Here is a 17,757-nt window from a genome sequence, read left to right on the forward strand (position 1 = left end):
CGCCCTTTACGTTTTGTAGAGGGCGTTTTTACATTCTTGGCGGAACCTTTATGAACACACAGAAAGTGAATGAAATTTGAGGAGGAAGCAATGAGTAAGAATTTGGAGAAAACATATAATCCGAAAGAAATTGAACCGAAGCTTTACAAAAAGTGGTGTGAGAAAAAGTACTTCCACGCAGAGGTGGACAGAGACAGGAAGCCGTTTACAACGGTGATGCCGCCACCGAATATCACAGGAAAGCTGCACATGGGACATGCGCTTGACAATACGCTTCAGGACATCCTGATCCGTTACAAAAGAATGCAGGGCTACAATGCACTCTGGATTCCGGGAACAGACCATGCGGCGATTTCGACAGAAGTAAAGGTTACGAATCAACTCAAAGCAGAAGGAATTGATAAGAAAGAGCTGGGAAGAGAAGGATTCCTTAAGAGGACCTGGCAGTGGAAGGAAGAATATGCCGGAACCATCGAGAGACAGCTTGAAAAGCTCGGTGTATCCTGTGACTGGGACAGAGAACGTTTCACCATGGACGAAGGATGTTCCAAAGCAGTAGAAGAAGTATTCATCCGCTTATATGAAAAAGGATATATTTACAAAGGCTCACGCATCGTCAACTGGTGTCCGGTATGTAAGACCTGTCTTTCAGACGCAGAAGTAGAACACGAAGAACAGGCAGGACATTTCTGGCATATCAAGTATCCGATCATCGGAACAGACCGGTTCCTTGAGATCGCTACAACGCGTCCGGAGACGATGCTTGGTGATACGGCGATTGCGGTACATCCGGATGATGAGAGATATACAGATATTGTAGGCAAGATGGTACTGCTTCCACTGGTTGGAAGAGAAATACCGATTGTTGCCGATTCTTATGTGGATAAAGAATTTGGAACAGGAGCGGTTAAGATCACACCGGCTCACGATCCGAACGACTTTGAAGTAGGAAAACGTCATAACCTTCCGGAGATCAATATCATGAATGACGATGCAACGATCGTAGAAGGCTATGGAAAATATTCCGGCATGGATCGTTATGAGGCAAGAAAGGCTATCGTAGCAGATCTGGAAGAACAGGGATATCTGGTTAAAATTGAAGAACATACACATAATGTAGGAACTCATGACCGATGCGGAACAACGGTAGAACCGCTGATCAAACCACAGTGGTTTGTTAAGATGGACGAACTGGCAAAGCCGGCTATCGAAGCAATTCAAAAGGGAGAACTGAAGTTTGCCCCGGAGCGTTTCAATAAGATTTACCTGCACTGGCTGGAAAATATCCGTGACTGGTGTATTTCCCGTCAGATCTGGTGGGGGCACAGAATCCCGGCTTACTACTGTGATGAATGCGGTGAGTTTGTAGTCGCAAGAGAGATGCCGGAGGTTTGCCCGCATTGTGGATGCAAACATTTTACACAGGATGAAGATACACTGGACACATGGTTCAGTTCTGCACTGTGGCCATTCTCCACACTCGGCTGGCCGGATAAGACAGAGGATCTGGATTACTTCTATCCGACAGATGTACTGGTAACCGGATACGATATCATTTTCTTCTGGGTAATCCGTATGGTATTCTCCGGATACGAGCATACCGGAAAGGCACCGTTCCATACCGTACTGATCCATGGACTGGTACGTGACTCTCAGGGACGTAAGATGAGTAAATCACTTGGAAACGGAATCGATCCGCTGGAAATTATCGACGAGTACGGCGCCGATGCATTGCGTCTTACACTGGTAACCGGAAATGCACCGGGAAATGATATGCGTTTCTACAATGAACGTGTGGAATCCAGCCGGAATTTTGCAAATAAAGTCTGGAATGCATCACGGTTCATCCTGATGAATATGGAAGACAAAGTGATCTCCAAACCGGATGACAGGGATCTGACCATGACGGATAAATGGATTTTGTCCAAGGTGAATACACTTGCAAAAGATGTGACTGACAATATGGACAAATTCGAACTTGGTATCGCAGTACAGAAAGTATATGATTTCATCTGGGATGAATTCTGTGATTGGTATATCGAACTTGTAAAATACAGAATCTATCATTCTGATGAGAACTATAAGAGTGCAAATGCAGCACTCTGGACTCTGAAAACGGTTCTTGGAAATGCACTGAAGATGCTGCATCCATTTATGCCGTTTGTAACGGAGGAGATTTATGGAGCACTGGTTCCGGAAGAGGAATCTTTGATGATGTCTTCCTGGCCGAGCTATATTGATGAGTGGAACTTCCCGGAAGCAGAGAAGGTTACCGATCACATGAAGGAAGTCATCCGCGGTGTAAGAAATGCACGTGCAGAGATGAATGTTCCGCCTAGCCGCAAAGCGAAAGTGTTTGTCGTATGTGAAAGTGCTGAACTCAGGGAAGGACTTACGCAGCTGATCACTTCGGCATGTCCGCTTATGAGTGCGAGCGAATTGGATATTCAGGCTGATAAAGCAGGTATTGCAGATGATGCGGTGTCGATCGTAGTGCCGGATGCAGTGGTTTATGTTCCGCTGGAAGAACTGATCGATTTTGAGCAGGAAATTGAGCGTCTTACAAAAGAAGAGGCAAGACTGAACAAAGAAATTGCCCGCGCAAACGGAATGCTGAACAATGAAAAATTTGTCAGCAAAGCACCTCAGGCAAAGGTTGATGAGGAAAAGGCGAAGCTTGAAAAATATACACAGATGCTTGAGCAGGTAAAAGAACGTCTTGCAGGTCTGAAAAAATAAAAGTATGGCAGGCAGATGCCGGAAGGTATCTGCCTGAATGGTGCATAAAAACGTAAAAAGAGAGGAATACAAGAGGTTGTTTTATGAAAAAAATTCAGTTTAAGAAATTCAAATTCAAGAAACCTGATATCAGTGGAAGTATTCAAAAACTGAAGAATTTAAGAATGGAAGACATCAAGGATTACTGGAAAATGAAGCATGAACGCCGGGAAAGGATTCTGGAGGAGCGAAGAAACAGTGAATTTTCCAGAAAGATGGCACCGTATTACCGGCTGATGAATCGTTTCTCGCTGTTTCTTCACGCAATCTGGGCAATTCTGATCAATTTTATAATTGAAGCCTTATCAAGACATTCTTTGATAGAAGCATGGGATTACATGACAGAGTCACCGCTTGTATTTTCCTATAATGCATTTATGATATTTGTCACTTTTACCGTTGTATATCTGGTACGGCGGAGGGTGTTTGCAAGAATTATTATCAGCGTGGTATGGTTGTTCCTGGGGGTCTGCAATGGCATCATGCTGTTGAAACGAGTTACGCCTTTTAATGCCCAGGATTTGAAGACTTTTAAAGAAGGCCTATCGCTTTTTACTAATTATTTTTCCCCGTTTGAACTGATCATGATTGCAGTCGGTGTGAGTGCACTTTTGGTATGGGGTGTTGCCATGTGGCGAAGAGGAGGGCAATATGAAGGAAAAATGCACCGTCTTCTTGCGCTTGCAGGTGTTATTGTGAGCTTTGGAGCATATTCTCTGGTGACAGATCTGGCAGTTGAAAACAGAGTTGTTTCCACATATTTTGGGAATATTGCGTTTGCCTATGAGGATTATGGACTTCCATATTGCTTTGCCGCGAGCCTGTTTAATACAGGAATTTCGCAGCCGAATGATTATAATGAAGATACAATTCAGAGAATCAGCAATAACGGAGAACTGACAGAGAGTACTGCTGATACGGATGTTATGCCGAATGTGCTTTTTGTGCAGCTGGAGTCATTCTTTGACACTTCTGAGTATGAAGCACTTCAGACATCGATGGATCCGTTGCCAAATCTTAGAGAGATGTTTGAAGAGTATTCTTCCGGGTATTTTAAAGTGCCTTCTGTAGGTGCCGGCACGGCGAACACGGAATTTGAGGTGCTGACGGGGATGAACCTGCGTTATTTCGGCCCGGGAGAATATCCGTATAAAACGGTTCTCAAGAATCAGACGGCAGAGAGTGCAGCCACTGCATTTGCCGAGTTCGGATATGGTACACATGCGATTCATAACAACGGCGGAAATTTCTACAGTCGTGCAAAAGTATTTAACAATATTGGATTTGATACATTTACCAGTAAAGAATTTATGAATATTCTTCAGTTGACTGAAAACGGATGGGCCAAGGATGATATTCTTCTAACGCATATTGCGGATGCGTTGGATTCAACAGAACAGCAGGATTTTGTCTTTACCATTAGTGTGCAGGGCCATGGAAATTACCCGGAGACGAAGCTGATCGAGAATCCGAGGATCACAGTCAGCGGAATGGAAACTGAGGAAAAGAATAATGCCTGGGAATATTATGTCAATCAGGTATATGAGATGGATCAGTTTGCCGGAAATCTGGTGAAGATGATGGAAGAGCGGGGAGAGCCTACGGTCATTGTTTTCTATGGTGACCATCTTCCGACAATGGGACTGGAGGCAAAGGATCTGAAGAGCCGTTATCTCTATAATACGAATTATGTGATCTGGGATAATCTTGGACTTGAGAAGCAGGATCGCAATATACCGGCATATCAGATTATGGCCGATGTGATGGAACGGTTGGGACTGCATTCCGGAACAGTATTTAATTACCATCAGCAGAGAAGAAAGACGAAGGATTATCTGCTAGATCTGGAACTTCTGCAGTATGATATACTTTATGGAAAACAGTATGTGTATGAGGGAGAGCTTCCGATTACGGAAGGCCATATGGAAATGGGAATTAAAGAAGTGACGCTGACCGGACTGAATAGTAATCTGAATGGAAGTTACAGCCTCTATGGAACAAACTTTACGAAATGGAGTAAAGTTTATATTAACGGAGAGAAGCAGAAGAGCACATTTTTGAATAATACGCGAATTGAACTTCCGGAAAGCAAACTGGAAGAGGGCGATATTATAACAGTTAGTCAGGTGGGATCCAGCAATACGATATTCCGCACATCTGCGGAATATATCTGGATGAGTGGAAACCTATTAAAATATACAGATGAGCTGAAGCAGCAACTGGAAAGAGATCAGGGTACGACAGTTTCTGAAGTGAAGGATACAGATGCAGAAAAAGAGCCGGAAACGGAGGAAAATCAGTAACATTCTGCACAGTGAGGGGAAAGCGTGAATTACGAAGAAATTATTCATTATATAGAAGAGATACCTAAATTTACGAAAAAACACACATTAGAACATACTCGGGATTTTTTGAGAAGACTTGGAAGTCCCTGTCACAACAGAAAAATCATTCATGTGGCAGGGACGAATGGAAAGGGGAGCGTCTGCGCATATATGCAGGCGATTCTTCTTTCTGAGGGGAAAAGTGTTGGACTTTTTACATCCCCTCATTTAGAAAAAATGAATGAGAGAATCAAAATTAACGGAATCGACATTACAGATGAAAAATTTGAAAAAATATTTAACAGTGTGAAGGGTGTCGTGAATGAAATGGAAGAGGAAGGAATCGGACACCCCTCGTATTTTGAATTTCTGTACGGAATGGGAATGACAGCATTTGAAGATGCCGGGACAGAGTATGTGATTCTGGAGACCGGGCTGGGAGGACGTCTGGATGCGACAAATTCATTTGCACATCCGTGTCTTACGGTGATTACTTCCATTGGAATGGATCATACAGAGATTCTGGGGGATACGTTGGAACAGATTGCTGCAGAAAAGGCCGGGATCATAAAGGCAAAGGTTCCGGTTTTCTTCGATGGAAGCTGTCCGGAAGCAGCTGCCGTAATCCGTCGAATGGCAGCAAATGTCGGTGCACCATGTAAAGAAATCGGGAAAGATGCGTTCGAAATTCAGGAAATTACGGACAAACATATTGCTTTTTCTATTTGTAGTGAGTATGATAGTAATACCAAATGGCAGGTTGAAAGTACCGGCATTTATCAGGTTATGAATGCAGGAATAGCCATTATGGCGATGCGGTCCATATTGGGTGATGAGGCAGACACGGAGAAATGGAAGGCCGCAGTGGCTGCCACATACTGGCCGGGAAGAATGGAAACAGTTATGAAGAATGTCGTTCTGGATGGGGCACATAATCTGGCTGCAATAAACCGATTCGCGGAAAGTATCCGGGAGCAGAAAAAAGCAGGGAATTTATTGAAAGATAAACTGGTCATTTTATTTTCGGCTGTTTCGGATAAAGATTATGAACATATGATCAAGGTGCTTTGTCAGGATGTGGATGCAGACGTATATGTTATAACAAAACTGGAAGATAAAAGAGGGGCAGATGCCAGGACCCTGGCGGAAGTATTTGAGAAATATACGGAAAAGCCGGTTCTGGAAGAAGCGTCTCTTAGTGAGGCATTTGAACGTGCAATAGAAGAGAAAGGAAAGAATGGAAGGCTGTATTGCCTTGGTTCTTTGTATCTGATTGGTGAGCTGAAAAGGCTGATAGGAGGCAGACATGCTTAATTTTGAAGAAGAACTGAAGAAATTTAAACCAAGTCTGGAAGTGGAAGAGATTGAAAAAGCTGTTTATGAAGAAGATTTGACGGATATGACAGATATTTTGCGGGAGATGCTTGAAAAAGCAAAATAGGGGAGAGTTTCATGGATTATTTACAGAAGTTTGCGTATCAGTCAAATTACTGGTACAATGATGGTCTGAAAAAGGCAAAAATCCGGGATCTGTCCGGGGCTATTTTGTCTTTGAGGAGGAGTTTACAATATAACAGAGAGAATATTGCGGCAAGAAATCTATTGGGACTTGTGTATTATGGCCGAGGCGAAGTGGTAGAGGCTTTGGTGGAGTGGATCATCAGTAAGAATTTCAAGTCTTATGAGAATATTGCCAATTACTATATTAAAAAAGTACAGGAGACACCGAGTGAGCTGGAGACGATCAATCAGGCGATTCACAAATACAATCAGTGCCTTCTATATTGTCGCCAGAATGGAGAGGATCTTGCAATCATACAGCTTAAAAAGGTCATTGCAGCGCATCCGAGTTTCCTGAAGGCGCATCAGCTTCTTGCACTTTTATACCTTCATACAGAGCAGTATGCTAAGGCAAGGCAGATCTTGCGACGTGCGCATAAGATGGACATTACCAACGAGATCACACTTGCGTATATGCATGAATTGACACAGATGCGAAGTCAGAAAGTGGCAAAGCTGAAAGAAGAGAAGGAACAGACGGTAACCTATAATCTCGGAAATGAAACGATCATCCAGCCGGTATCTGCGAGCCTTAAAGATAATGCGGCTGTGCTGACGATTGTCAACATTCTGATTGGCATTCTGGTCGGGGCAGCAGTAGTCTGGTTTCTTATATCGCCTGCTGTCAACCAGAAACGTACAGAAAATGCGAACCGGAATGTGATTGCATTGAGTGAAGAGGTGGAGTCGCGCGATACACAGATTGAGACATTGAAAAAAGAACTGGAAAGTTATCGGAATACCAGTGATCAGGCAGAAAATGCATTGCAGACTGCCCAGTCCACACAGCAAAGTTATGAGGCTTTGATGAAGGTGGCGGAGCAGTACGAAGGCGGAGCAACCAGTAATGCAGACATGTTGGATGGACTGTTTACGGTGAGCCCGGATGCGCTGGGCGAACAAGGAAAAGCTATCTATGATGAAATCTCAGGAGAGCTTTTCCCGACGATGTGTTCACGCCTTCTTGCACGGGCAAAGGAGAATCTGAATGAAAGCAATTATGCAGATGCAGTCACGAATCTGGAGAAGGTCGTCAGAATGGAGGCAGGTTATAGCGATGGTGAGGCTATGAAACTTCTGGGAGATGCATATGCCGGCAGCGGTGATGCTGATAAGGCGAAAGAAGCATATGGGAAGGTCGTATCAGATTATTCAGGAACACAGGCTGCGACAGATGCCCAGAGTGCTCTGGATGCAATGAATACAGCATCGTCACAGAATGACGGACAAAATACAGCAGATGGCAGCCAGACGGGAAATACAGGAACAGAATAGAGGAAAATCATTATCATAATATACGAGAGAGAAGGATATGCGGATATGCATATCCTTTTTCTTTTGGTTCTGTGGTAAGGCATATGACAAAAGCGTCCGTTGGGCGTGAATTAATAAAAGGAGGAGTATCTATGCAGTATCAGGTTGAAGAAAATTGTCTGACGATTTTTCTGCCAAAGGAGGTGGATCATCACAATGCGGAAGAAATCAGAAAAGAGGCCGATCAGGTCATTGCAAAGAAGCATATTAAGCATGTGATATTTGATTTTAGCAGTACGAATTTTATGGACAGCTCCGGGATTGGAGTCATTATGGGAAGATATAGGCAGATCTATCTTCTCGGAGGTGAAGTCTGGGCGGTTCATGTGGGAGAACGCATGAAGAAAATCCTGAATATGTCAGGGGTAACCAAAATTATGCAGCTTTATGAGGAGGATATGGAGTAATGGAATATGCAGCAGAGGGAAAGAAAAATGAGATGGAGCTGGTATTTGACAGCCTGTCAGAAAACGAAGGATTTGCAAGAGTTGCCGTGGCGGCATTTATGACACAGATGAATCCGATTCTGGAGGAAGTGTCCGATGTGAAAACAGCAGTTTCCGAAGCCGTTACAAATTCGATTATTCACGGCTATGAGAAGGAAAAAGGCAAAATACGAATTTATTGTTGTGTTTCAGGAAGGGAACTTTACTTAGAAGTGGAAGATTATGGAATCGGAATTGAAGATGTTCAAAGAGCGATGGAGCCACTTTATACTTCGAAACCGGAGCAGGATCGTTCCGGTATGGGGTTTGCATTTATGGAAGCGTTTATGGACAAAGTAGAAGTAGAATCCATTCCCGGCGAAGGGACGATCGTTAAAATGAAAAAAACAACAGGAGACAGTAATCAAATATGGAACACACGCTCGCTTTAATCCAAAAATCTCACGAAGGAGATGAAGAAGCGAGAGCACAATTGGTGGAAGAGAATACCGGACTAATCTGGTGTGTGGTAAAACGATTTTATGGAAGAGGCGCAGAAGCGGAGGATCTGTTTCAGATTGGAAGTATCGGTCTTTTAAAAGCAATTGATAAATTTGATCTGTCTTATGATGTGAAATTTTCAACTTATGCAGTTCCAATGATTTCAGGAGAGATCAAACGTTTCTTGAGAGATGACGGAATGATCAAAGTAAGCAGGTCTCTAAAAGAGCTGGCATACAAGGCTTTTGCATGTCAGGAGGAATTACAGAGAAAATGGGGAAGAGAGCCAATGCTCCATGAACTTGCAGAGTGTATGGGGGTAGAAAAGGAAGATCTGGTCATGGCTATGGAAGCAAATGCAGAAGTGGAATCGATTCACAAAACGGTTTATCAGAAAGATGGGCAGGAGATTCAACTTCTGGACAAGCTGAAAGAGCAGGAATCTGGAGAAGACCGGGTACTGGAACGAATTTTGTTCAGAGAACTGCTAGAGCAGCTCGGAAAGGAGGAAAGACAATTGATCTATCTTCGATATTTTGCGGACAAGACTCAGACAGAAGTTGGAGAACAACTGGGAATTTCTCAGGTTCAGGTGTCAAGAATGGAGAAAAAGATATTGGAAGAGCTCAGGAGACAACTATAAAAAAACAAGAAAACTGCATATTTTACAAAAAAGATGACATACTACCAGCAGAAAGAGAGGTGTGTGGATTATGGAAAAAACAAAAAGAAGGATCCGCATCTTACTGCTGGCAGTTTTGATGTTTGCGGTCATTATCGGAGCAGTTTACTATTTTCAGACCATGGAATACTCGGACGATCGGACAGAGGGGACTCTGGTTGCAAAAATGTATGGATGGGAAGGGGACAACTGCTATGGCATCCGGAAATGATATTTTGTATATAAAAGGGGAAAAAAACACAGAGGTATCAAAGCTGGAAGTGACGTTGGGAGATTTACTTTCTATGGAATGCAGTAATCAGAATGTGCTGAATAAGGTCAAAACTCTGCGGATTCTGAAAATTCCTGAAAAAGGGCAGCATCGTTTTGTTATATCGGTTCTGAAAGTGATTGAATGCATTCATAAGGAATATCCGAACCTGACGATTCAGAATGAAGGAGAGATCGATCTTATCATCACATATGAAAACCCGAAAAAGCAAAACCGGCTGTATCATCTGGCCAAAGTCTGCGTTATTTCGGGGATTACATTTCTGGGAGCTGCTTTTTCCATCATGTCGTTTAATAATGATGTCGGAATAACGAAAATGTTCGGTCAGATCTACAGTCAGGTAATGGGGCATCCGTCAGACGGCTTTTCTCTGCTGGAACTCACATACAGTATTGGTCTGATTATAGGGATACTGGTATTTTTCAATCATTTTGGAGGAAAGAGGTTCTCTGTAGATCCGACGCCTATGGAAGTGGAAATGCGGCTCTATGAAAACGATATACAGTCAACTCTGATCGAGGCATACTCCAGAAAGGAGATGGAGCTGGATGTGGGGAAAACAGATTCTTCTGGGAATACTGGGGCTTAGTGCCGGAATGGGAACGGCAGCAGGACTGTTCTCATTTATCATCGGATTAGGAGTTGTTTCGGATTTTGCCGATCGAACCCATACAGGAGAAAAGATTCTGTGGTATGAGGACTGTATAGCAGCCGGAGGAATTCTGGGAAATCTCTTCTGGGTCTATCAGATCTGGATTCCGGGGGGAAGATGGCTGCTGTCTGTGTTCGGATTATTCTCCGGAATCTTCGTGGGCTGCTGGTCTATGGCACTGGCGGAGGTGCTGAATATTTTTCCTATTTTTGTGCGAAGAATAAAATTGATAAAGTGTATTCCGTTTCTGATTCTGGGGATGGCACTCGGAAAAGGAATCGGAGCAATCTGGTATTTCTACATGAGATGGTAAAAAAGAATGTGGTTGGAGGATGCAAATGAAACAGAATGGTTATGAAAAGTATGTAAAAGAAAGAACTCCAGTAAGAAAGCTGGGACCGGATATGGCAAAAGCTTTTGTGACAGGAGGAGTGATCTGCGTGATAGGGCAGGGGATTCTGAACTATTGTGAAATGCTGGGATTGGATCAAGATACGAGTGGAGGGTGGTGCTCTATGATTTTGGTGCTTTTGAGTGTGATCCTCACCGGAATCGGAGTGTATCCGAAGATTGCAGACTGGGGAGGAGCAGGTGCGCTTGTGCCGATTACGGGATTTGCCAACTCAGTAGCTGCACCGGCAATCGAGTATAAGAAAGAAGGACAGGTCATGGGAATCGGATGTAAGATCTTTACGATAGCTGGACCGGTCATTCTATATGGAATCTTTACAAGCTGGGTATTAGGAATCATATATTGGATCGGAACAGTGACCGGAGTGGTGTAAGCCACTCCTTTATTAGTTTCGTGTGTAAAAATGGAAAAAGTGCTCATGTTTATCTAGTAAAACACAGCATATTTTGGTGAAATGAAACATATAGTGGCATTTTGGGCAATCATGCTGCTGAAAGGAGTATTGTATCAAAGATATGAAAGGACAAAAGATCGGGGAGGGGTACTGTGAAAACGGGAAATAGAATGCAAAGTGAAAGAACGCATAACAATGAGTGCGATCATCTTACCGGGCTTTGCAGCAGAGAAGCGTTTTACTTGCAGGTCTCAGACATTCTGGAGAAAGATCCGGATACGCAGTATGATATGGTCGTAGCAGACGTAGAGAACTTTAAAGTGGTCAATGAACGTTTTGGAATCAAAAATGGAGATAAAGTGCTTTGCTACCTGGCGGATAAGTATCAGAGACTTCTGAATGGAGAAGGAATCTGTACCCGTATGCATGGAGATGTATTTGCTATGCTGATCCGGCATGGTGACGGAAGCTGGAAGGAACGGATTCTATGGCAGTTTGGAGAAAATGAGAATGAGATGGAATTTCGAAATCTGGTGATCAAATATGGAATATATGAGCATGTAGATCGCAGAATCGTACCGTCCGGGATGTGCGACAGAGCTGTACTGGCGCTGAACCGTATCAAAAAGATGTACGGTAAAAATGTAGCTATGTACGATGACTCTCTTCGTGCAACACTTCTTCGTGAACAGCAAATCCTTGATACGATGGAAAGAGCGTTAAAAGAACGCCAGTTTCAGGTTTATTATCAGGCAAAATATGATATCAATACAGAGAATATCATCGGAGCAGAGGCATTGGTGCGATGGATCCATCCGGAAATGGGATTTATGTCTCCGGGGGAGTTCATTCCGTTATTTGAAAAAAATGGATTTATTGTAAAAGTAGATTATTATGTGTGGGAGGAAGCATGTAAAATACTGAGAAAATGGAAAGAGGAAAACAGAACGATGATTCCAATCTCTGTCAATGTTTCGCGGGTGGATTTTGAATTGCCGGGACTCGTAGAAAGGATCACCCATCTTGCAGATCAGTATGAGATTGAACGAAAATATCTGCATCTGGAAATCACGGAATCGGTTTACACCGATGAACCGCAGCAGATCATACAAAAGAACTCCAATGACCGGAAAAATATTCTTGGGTTTATCATTAGCTTGTCAAAATGGCTGAATCTGTCTACGATTGCAGAAGGCGTGGAGACGAAAGAGCAGATTGAAAAGCTGAAAAGTTTCGGCTGCGATTATGTGCAGGGATATTACTACGCAAAACCTGTACCGTATGAGGAGTTTGAACAGCTGTTGGATAAAAAGACAGAAAGCAAAGCATCGGTTGATGTGATTGCGAAGGAAGAAGAAATATTGAAAATATGTAGTGGAGAAAAATATTCGATTCTGATTGTTGATGATAATGAAATGAACAGAGAACTACTGATGCTTTCGGTGGAGAAGGTTATTGGAAAATAACTTCTGAAATTGGGGTTTATTCTTCCGATAATGACGGAGGGAATGAGATGAAAAAGTGGTTTAGAGAGAATAAAAAATATGGTTACCTTCTAGTCTTTATTTTGGCAGTTCTCTTTCTGGTCGGTTCACTGTTTGATTTCAGTATGCTTGTGATGCGGCATGAGACGAATCAGGGATATGAGAATCTGAGATATACGAACGAACAGCATTCTTTGATCGTACAGAATCAGATTGATCAGTATTTTGTGGCACTTATCAAGGATGCGTTGTTGCTTAGCAAGCAGGAACTTACAGATCAGGAAACATGTCTGGAATTTTTTGAACGGTTGATGGAACTTCCGGATATGGATTTCGGTGTTTTCGGCATAGCGGATTTGGAGGGAAATACATTTCTGTCAACAGGAGAAAAGACTCAGGTGAAGGACAGGCAGTTCTTCAAGGAGGCGGTGAATGGCAGGCAGTATATTACCGAGAAAAAAGAAGAACTTATGGCTGTCATTGCGGTTACGATTATGGATGAGGATGAAAGGATAAAGGGAGTTCTGTATGGTGAAATTCCGCTGGATGATATGGAACTGTTTAATCAGATTCTGGAGGAGAAACAGGCTAAATATTTATTCCTGCTGGACAGCGATGGTAATTATATCGTCAGATATGGAATTACACTAAAAGAAAAGAGTTTGATAGAAACGTTGGATATGGTCCGATTTGATAAGGACAATCCACAAGTACATAACAGCACACAGGTGCTGGAAAAAATGAAGAAAAATGAAGAGATTCTGTATGCAATCAACCGTGGCCAGAACGAGGAGATTGGAGTGCTCACGCCGATTCCTGACAGCTCCTCGGTCGGAGTGGTGCTGATGCCGGATCATGGAATAGATTGGATAATGTTTCCAGCTTAGAAACGAAAGATATGAGTTATACTATGCAGGTAAGAAAATCATTTTAGAAGATGACTTAAAAGATTATCTGATTTATCAGGATGAAATGACAGGAGAAAGAAGTATGGAAGAAAGAAATGCAAGAGAATTGCCGATCGGTTTTACAATGAATCTGGCAATGAATGAGAAGGCGATGAAAGCATTTTCCAATATGGATGAAATGCAGAAAAGGAGTGTAGAAGAAGAAAGCAGACGAGTGAAATCTAAAAATGAAATGGAGAATCTTGTGAACCGTCTGGCACAGGAAGAAATGGGGTGCCGGCAATGAATCACATGAAAGGGATGCAGAGCATTTTATTTGGAGAATCTCCGTTTCTTACCAGCAGCGGCTCGGTAGTTGGAAAGAAAGAGAGTGAAGGTCCGCTGGGAAAAAAATTTGATATTGCGTCAGACGACGATCTGTTTGGAGAGCAGACATGGGAAGCGGCGGAAAGCACGATGCAGACTATGGCCTGTCAGCTTGCGATGAAAAAGGCAGGAGTTATGCCGGAAGAGATTCGGTATCTCTTTGGCGGTGATCTGCTTCGCCAGGGAATTGCAACTTCAATGGGTGTGGAGGAGCTGAAAATACCCATGTTCGGACTTTTTGGAGCTTGTTCTACCTCCGGGGAGGCGATTGCACTTGCGTCAATGACGGTAGCAGGAGGTTACGCAGAGCAGGTTCTGGCAGTAACCTCCAGTCATTTCGGGAGTGCGGAAAAAGAGTTCCGGTTTCCGCTTGGATATGCGAATCAGAGGCCGCTTTCCGCGTCTTGGACTGTGACCGGAAGCGGAGCATTTCTTGTGGGCAAAAAGAAGAGTCATGTGCGAATCGGTGGTGTGACAATTGGAAAAATAGTGGATTACGGTATGAAGGATTCACAAAATATGGGAGCCTGTATGGCGCCTGCGGCCTGTGATACGATTTTGCAGAATCTTGCGGATTTCGGATATCAGACAAGTGATTATGACCGGATCATAACCGGAGATCTGGGATATGTAGGACAGACGATATTATTTGACCTGATCCGTAAAAACGGAGAAGATATCAAAGAAAATCATATGGACTGCGGAATGCTGATCTTTGACCAGAAAACACAGAACACCAATGCCGGAGGAAGCGGCTGCGGATGTGCGGCGGCAACACTGTCTGCATATATTCTTCCAAAACTGGAAAAGGGTGAGTGGAAGCGAATCTTATTTGTACCGACCGGCGCACTGATGTCTACCGTCAGCTATAACGAAGGAGAAAGCGTACCGGGAATCGCACATGGAATCATTCTGGAACACTGTTAGAAGGAAAAAGCAGATTGGATGAGGCATAAGAAAATGTAACAGAGACAGGAGGAGAGACAAATGGATTATGTGAATGCATTCTGGGTAGGCGGGCTGCTCTGTGCACTGGCACAGATTCTGCTGGATCGTACGAAGATGATGCCCGGAAGGGTTATGGTGTTTTTGGTTGTGACAGGCTGTATTCTGGGATTTACCCAGATTTTCAAACCCTTGCAGGAATATGCGGGTGCCGGTGTGAGCGTGCCGCTTCTGGGATTTGGAAATACATTGTGGAAGGGCGTAAAAGAGGCAGTCGATCAAAACGGATTTATCGGAATCTTCATGGGAGGATTTAAGGCCAGCGCGGTAGGGATCTGTGCTGCTCTTGTATTCGGATATCTGGCATCCTGGATTTTTGAGCCGAAGATGAAGAAATAAAAAACTTCATTGTGTTCTCGTATAAAGAATGATACAATCAAAATTGACGGAAAATGTCTGAAATGAGGACGGAACAATGGTATTAACAACACTATGCTATATTGAAAATGAAGATTCTTATCTGATGCTTCATCGTGTCAAAAAGAAAAATGATGTAAATAAAGATAAATGGATTGGAGTCGGTGGAAAGTTTGAGCCGGATGAAAGTCCGGAAGAATGTCTGCTGCGGGAGGTATGGGAAGAGACGGGACTGCGTCTTACTTCCTACCGCCTGCGCGGTGTCCTGACTTTTTTGAGTGAAGGATGGGAATCAGAGTATATTTTTTTGTACACGGCAGATGGTTATACCGGTGAGATCGGTGAGTGTCGGGAAGGTACACTGAAGTGGGTGAAAAAGCAGGATGTTGAAAAACTGAATCTGTGGGAAGGAGATAAGATTTTCTTCCGGCTTTTGAATGAAAATGCTCCGTTCTTCTCTATGAAGCTCTGTTATTGTGGTGACGTATTAAAAGAGGTTATCCTGAACGGACACCGAATCATACCGGAATGTACGGAAACAGGGCAGTCTGACATTTCAAACAATCATACATAAGAGGAGAAAAAGCATGGATTATGTAAGTATTATCATCCCCTTTGTCGGGGGACTGGGAATGTTTATCTATGGAATGCAGATCATGGCACAGGGACTGGAGAATGCTGCCGGGGACCGCATGAAATCACTGTTGGGAGTCTTGACGAAAAATAAGTTTTTCGGTGTGCTTCTAGGAGCATTTATCACGGCAGTAATCCAGAGTTCTTCCGCCACAACGGTCATGGTGGTCGGTTTTGTCAATGCCGGAATCATGAATCTGCAGCAGGCCATGGGTGTTATCATGGGAGCCAATGTAGGTACAACGATCACCGGCTGGCTGGTGTCCAGTGTGGAATGGGCCGAGTTCCTGAGTCCGTCTACGCTTGCGCCGCTTGCGATCATGCTTGGTGTTATCATTATGCTGACCGGAAAGCGGCGTTCATCAAAAGATGTTTCCAGTATCGTGATCGGGTTTGGACTTCTGTTTGTCGGAATCTCAACGATGTCCGCATCCGTTGCACCACTTAAGGATTCAGAGGCGTTCTGCAGTATTTTTGTGAAATTGGGACACAATCCGATACTTGGTATTATTGCAGGCGCGGTTGTGACGGCTGTCATCCAGAGTTCTTCTGCATCGGTCGGAATCCTGCAGAGTCTTGCTGCAGCGGGACTGGTACCTTTCGGTGCTGCAATCTATATCATCATGGGTCAGAATATCGGTACATGTGTGACTGCGATCCTTTCAAGTATGGGAGCGAAGAAGAATGCCAAGACAGCAGCGCTGATGCATCTTCTGTTTAATATTATAGGAACCGTCTTATTCAGTATTGTGGCAATCATTTACTTGAAAACAGTAAACCCCGCATGGGCAACAGGAACAATAACGCAGACACAGATCAGTATGGTGCATACGATATTCAATATTGCGACAACTGTAATGCTTTTCCCACTTTCCGATTATATTATTAAACTTGCGAAGAAGATCGGTAAAGTCGAGGATGGTGAAAAAGATGACAGTATGGTACTCCTTGATGAACGTATGATGGAGACGCCGAGTCTTGCACTTCAGTCTCTGTTTTCAGAAGTTATCAGAATGGGACATATTGTTGAAAAGTCACTACAGGTGGCCAAAGATGTCTTGTTCTCATTGAATGAAGACGAAATTCAGCTTCTTAGGGAGGATGAAGAGACTGTCGATAAGCTGAGTGCCGGAATTACATCTTATGCGATCAAATTGACTTCACTGCAGATCAGTCAGAGAGAACATCAGGATGTTGCCCACATCCTTCAGGTCGTATCTGATATGGAACGTATCAGTGATTACTGTGAGAATATTTCCGAATTTGCAGAAGCTCTGGCTGAGAAAAAGGTGATGTTCTCAGAAGTGGGAAGAGAACATCTGACAGAGATGATAGAGGTTTGTACAGATAGTTATCTGAACGCGTTGAAGGCGTTTGAAGAAAACGACAAGGACAGCGCACTTAAGACAATTGAGAAAGAGACGGAAGCGGATGGAATGGAGATCTCGCTTCGCGCAAAACATATCGAAAGGCTGACGAACAACCAGTGCAATACAGAAGCAGGTATTGTATTTCTGGATACGCTTGTATGCATGGAACGTATTTCCGATCATGCAAGAAATATTGCGGAAGAAGTGTTGGAAGCACATAATTAATCGATCAGACTTTGTAAAACAGACAGGATTTCTTTGAGAAAAGCTGTCTGTTTTTTCTTCTCGTGATTGCGGCAAAAGATAGAATATTGTATAATA

19 protein-coding genes and 1 other annotated feature (1 of these 20 only partly in view) are annotated in these 17,757 nt (G+C 43.4%); all 19 genes read left to right on the forward strand.

Going from position 1 to position 17,757, the window contains the following annotated elements; genetic code table 11:
- Window positions 1-10 (forward strand) — a binding site (T-box leader) (it extends 223 nt beyond the left edge of the window).
- Between the two features lie 80 nt (window positions 11-90).
- The 19 genes from ACTNBR_RS04395 to ACTNBR_RS04485 all read left to right on the forward strand — a co-directional run bounded on the left by ACTNBR_RS04395 (window position 91) and on the right by ACTNBR_RS04485 (window position 17,661).
- The gene (locus tag ACTNBR_RS04395; protein ID WP_441016677.1) at window positions 91-2,739 is read left to right on the forward strand and encodes a valine--tRNA ligase; all 2,649 of its coding nucleotides are present in this window, start codon (window positions 91-93) and stop codon (window positions 2,737-2,739) included.
- A gap of 83 nt (window positions 2,740-2,822) precedes the next feature.
- Window positions 2,823-5,081 carry an LTA synthase family protein gene (locus ACTNBR_RS04400; RefSeq protein ID WP_441016674.1) on the forward strand — a complete coding sequence of 753 codons (2,259 nt, stop codon included), beginning with the start codon at window positions 2,823-2,825 and terminating at the stop codon, window positions 5,079-5,081.
- A gap of 24 nt (window positions 5,082-5,105) precedes the next feature.
- A complete protein-coding gene (locus ACTNBR_RS04405; protein WP_441016671.1) occupies window positions 5,106-6,416 on the forward strand; it encodes a bifunctional folylpolyglutamate synthase/dihydrofolate synthase in 1,311 nt (436 codons plus the stop codon).
- Window positions 6,409-6,543 (forward strand): hypothetical protein, encoded by a 135-nt coding sequence (locus ACTNBR_RS04410; protein WP_427806263.1) that lies wholly within the window; start codon window positions 6,409-6,411, stop codon window positions 6,541-6,543. The genes ACTNBR_RS04405 and ACTNBR_RS04410 overlap by 8 nt, the downstream gene beginning before the upstream one ends.
- An 11-nt stretch (window positions 6,544-6,554) precedes the next feature.
- Window positions 6,555-7,937: a tetratricopeptide repeat protein gene (locus ACTNBR_RS04415; RefSeq protein WP_427806264.1), complete on the forward strand. Its 1,383-nt coding sequence runs from the start codon at window positions 6,555-6,557 to the stop codon at window positions 7,935-7,937.
- 131 nt (window positions 7,938-8,068) lie between these two features.
- Window positions 8,069-8,383 carry an STAS domain-containing protein gene (locus tag ACTNBR_RS04420; RefSeq protein ID WP_427806265.1) on the forward strand — a complete coding sequence of 105 codons (315 nt, stop codon included), beginning with the start codon at window positions 8,069-8,071 and terminating at the stop codon, window positions 8,381-8,383.
- The gene (spoIIAB, locus tag ACTNBR_RS04425; RefSeq protein WP_427806266.1) at window positions 8,383-8,853 is read left to right on the forward strand and encodes an anti-sigma F factor; all 471 of its coding nucleotides are present in this window, start codon (window positions 8,383-8,385) and stop codon (window positions 8,851-8,853) included. Before ACTNBR_RS04420 ends, spoIIAB begins: the two co-directional genes overlap by 1 nt.
- On the forward strand, window positions 8,832-9,545 hold the full coding sequence (sigF, locus tag ACTNBR_RS04430; RefSeq protein ID WP_427818869.1) for an RNA polymerase sporulation sigma factor SigF: 714 nt from the start codon (window positions 8,832-8,834) through the stop codon (window positions 9,543-9,545). Before spoIIAB ends, sigF begins: the two co-directional genes overlap by 22 nt.
- Window positions 9,546-9,615: 70 nt before the next feature.
- Entirely contained in the window at window positions 9,616-9,795 is a 180-nt protein-coding gene (locus ACTNBR_RS04435; protein WP_427818870.1) for a hypothetical protein, read from the forward strand.
- The gene (locus ACTNBR_RS04440) at window positions 9,779-10,444 is read left to right on the forward strand and encodes a stage V sporulation protein AA (RefSeq protein WP_427806269.1); all 666 of its coding nucleotides are present in this window, start codon (window positions 9,779-9,781) and stop codon (window positions 10,442-10,444) included. The genes ACTNBR_RS04435 and ACTNBR_RS04440 overlap by 17 nt, the downstream gene beginning before the upstream one ends.
- Window positions 10,404-10,820, forward strand: a complete 417-nt coding sequence (locus ACTNBR_RS04445) for a stage V sporulation protein AB (protein WP_427806270.1) — start codon at window positions 10,404-10,406, stop codon at window positions 10,818-10,820. Before ACTNBR_RS04440 ends, ACTNBR_RS04445 begins: the two co-directional genes overlap by 41 nt.
- Before the next feature lie 19 nt (window positions 10,821-10,839).
- A complete protein-coding gene (locus tag ACTNBR_RS04450) occupies window positions 10,840-11,292 on the forward strand; it encodes a SpoVA/SpoVAEb family sporulation membrane protein (RefSeq protein ID WP_427806271.1) in 453 nt (150 codons plus the stop codon).
- Window positions 11,293-11,465: 173 nt separating this feature from the next.
- On the forward strand, window positions 11,466-12,779 hold the full coding sequence (locus tag ACTNBR_RS04455; protein WP_441042674.1) for an EAL domain-containing protein: 1,314 nt from the start codon (window positions 11,466-11,468) through the stop codon (window positions 12,777-12,779).
- 47 nt (window positions 12,780-12,826) lie between these two features.
- Window positions 12,827-13,684 (forward strand): cache domain-containing protein, encoded by an 858-nt coding sequence (locus ACTNBR_RS04460; protein WP_441016665.1) that lies wholly within the window; start codon window positions 12,827-12,829, stop codon window positions 13,682-13,684.
- Window positions 13,685-13,787: 103 nt separating this feature from the next.
- Window positions 13,788-13,991, forward strand: a complete 204-nt coding sequence (locus ACTNBR_RS04465; RefSeq protein WP_441016662.1) for a hypothetical protein — start codon at window positions 13,788-13,790, stop codon at window positions 13,989-13,991.
- The gene (locus ACTNBR_RS04470; RefSeq protein WP_427806277.1) at window positions 13,988-14,998 is read left to right on the forward strand and encodes a stage V sporulation protein AD; all 1,011 of its coding nucleotides are present in this window, start codon (window positions 13,988-13,990) and stop codon (window positions 14,996-14,998) included. The genes ACTNBR_RS04465 and ACTNBR_RS04470 overlap by 4 nt, the downstream gene beginning before the upstream one ends.
- A gap of 60 nt (window positions 14,999-15,058) precedes the next feature.
- Window positions 15,059-15,415 (forward strand): SpoVA/SpoVAEb family sporulation membrane protein, encoded by a 357-nt coding sequence (locus ACTNBR_RS04475; protein ID WP_427806278.1) that lies wholly within the window; start codon window positions 15,059-15,061, stop codon window positions 15,413-15,415.
- Window positions 15,416-15,491: 76 nt separating this feature from the next.
- Window positions 15,492-16,007 carry an NUDIX hydrolase gene (locus ACTNBR_RS04480; RefSeq protein ID WP_427818873.1) on the forward strand — a complete coding sequence of 172 codons (516 nt, stop codon included), beginning with the start codon at window positions 15,492-15,494 and terminating at the stop codon, window positions 16,005-16,007.
- 13 nt (window positions 16,008-16,020) lie between these two features.
- Entirely contained in the window at window positions 16,021-17,661 is a 1,641-nt protein-coding gene (locus ACTNBR_RS04485) for a Na/Pi cotransporter family protein (protein WP_427806280.1), read from the forward strand.
- Window positions 17,662-17,757: the final 96 nt, after the last annotated feature.

It is taken from the genome of Bariatricus sp. HCP28S3_F11 (assembly GCF_052065395.1).
In the GTDB taxonomy this organism is placed as follows: Bacteria; Bacillota; Clostridia; order Lachnospirales; family Lachnospiraceae; genus Allocoprococcus.

Bases quoted from the DNA above. Each gene is read 5' to 3' on its own strand.
- ACTNBR_RS04395 (WP_441016677.1), top strand. From the start codon at position 91: ATGAGTAAGAATTTGGAGAAAACATATAATCCGAAAGAAATTGAACCG.
- ACTNBR_RS04400 (WP_441016674.1), top strand. From the start codon at position 2,823: ATGAAAAAAATTCAGTTTAAGAAATTCAAATTCAAGAAACCTGATATC.
- ACTNBR_RS04410 (WP_427806263.1), top strand. From the start codon at position 6,409: ATGCTTAATTTTGAAGAAGAACTGAAGAAATTTAAACCAAGTCTGGAA.
- ACTNBR_RS04415 (WP_427806264.1), top strand. From the start codon at position 6,555: ATGGATTATTTACAGAAGTTTGCGTATCAGTCAAATTACTGGTACAAT.
- ACTNBR_RS04420 (WP_427806265.1), top strand. From the start codon at position 8,069: ATGCAGTATCAGGTTGAAGAAAATTGTCTGACGATTTTTCTGCCAAAG.
- spoIIAB (WP_427806266.1), top strand. From the start codon at position 8,383: ATGGAATATGCAGCAGAGGGAAAGAAAAATGAGATGGAGCTGGTATTT.
- sigF (WP_427818869.1), top strand. From the start codon at position 8,832: ATGGAACACACGCTCGCTTTAATCCAAAAATCTCACGAAGGAGATGAA.
- ACTNBR_RS04435 (WP_427818870.1), top strand. From the start codon at position 9,616: ATGGAAAAAACAAAAAGAAGGATCCGCATCTTACTGCTGGCAGTTTTG.
- ACTNBR_RS04440 (WP_427806269.1), top strand. From the start codon at position 9,779: ATGGCATCCGGAAATGATATTTTGTATATAAAAGGGGAAAAAAACACA.
- ACTNBR_RS04445 (WP_427806270.1), top strand. From the start codon at position 10,404: ATGTGGGGAAAACAGATTCTTCTGGGAATACTGGGGCTTAGTGCCGGA.
- ACTNBR_RS04450 (WP_427806271.1), top strand. From the start codon at position 10,840: ATGCAAATGAAACAGAATGGTTATGAAAAGTATGTAAAAGAAAGAACT.
- ACTNBR_RS04460 (WP_441016665.1), top strand. From the start codon at position 12,827: ATGAAAAAGTGGTTTAGAGAGAATAAAAAATATGGTTACCTTCTAGTC.
- ACTNBR_RS04465 (WP_441016662.1), top strand. From the start codon at position 13,788: ATGGAAGAAAGAAATGCAAGAGAATTGCCGATCGGTTTTACAATGAAT.
- ACTNBR_RS04470 (WP_427806277.1), top strand. From the start codon at position 13,988: ATGAATCACATGAAAGGGATGCAGAGCATTTTATTTGGAGAATCTCCG.
- ACTNBR_RS04475 (WP_427806278.1), top strand. From the start codon at position 15,059: ATGGATTATGTGAATGCATTCTGGGTAGGCGGGCTGCTCTGTGCACTG.
- ACTNBR_RS04480 (WP_427818873.1), top strand. From the start codon at position 15,492: ATGGTATTAACAACACTATGCTATATTGAAAATGAAGATTCTTATCTG.
- ACTNBR_RS04485 (WP_427806280.1), top strand. From the start codon at position 16,021: ATGGATTATGTAAGTATTATCATCCCCTTTGTCGGGGGACTGGGAATG.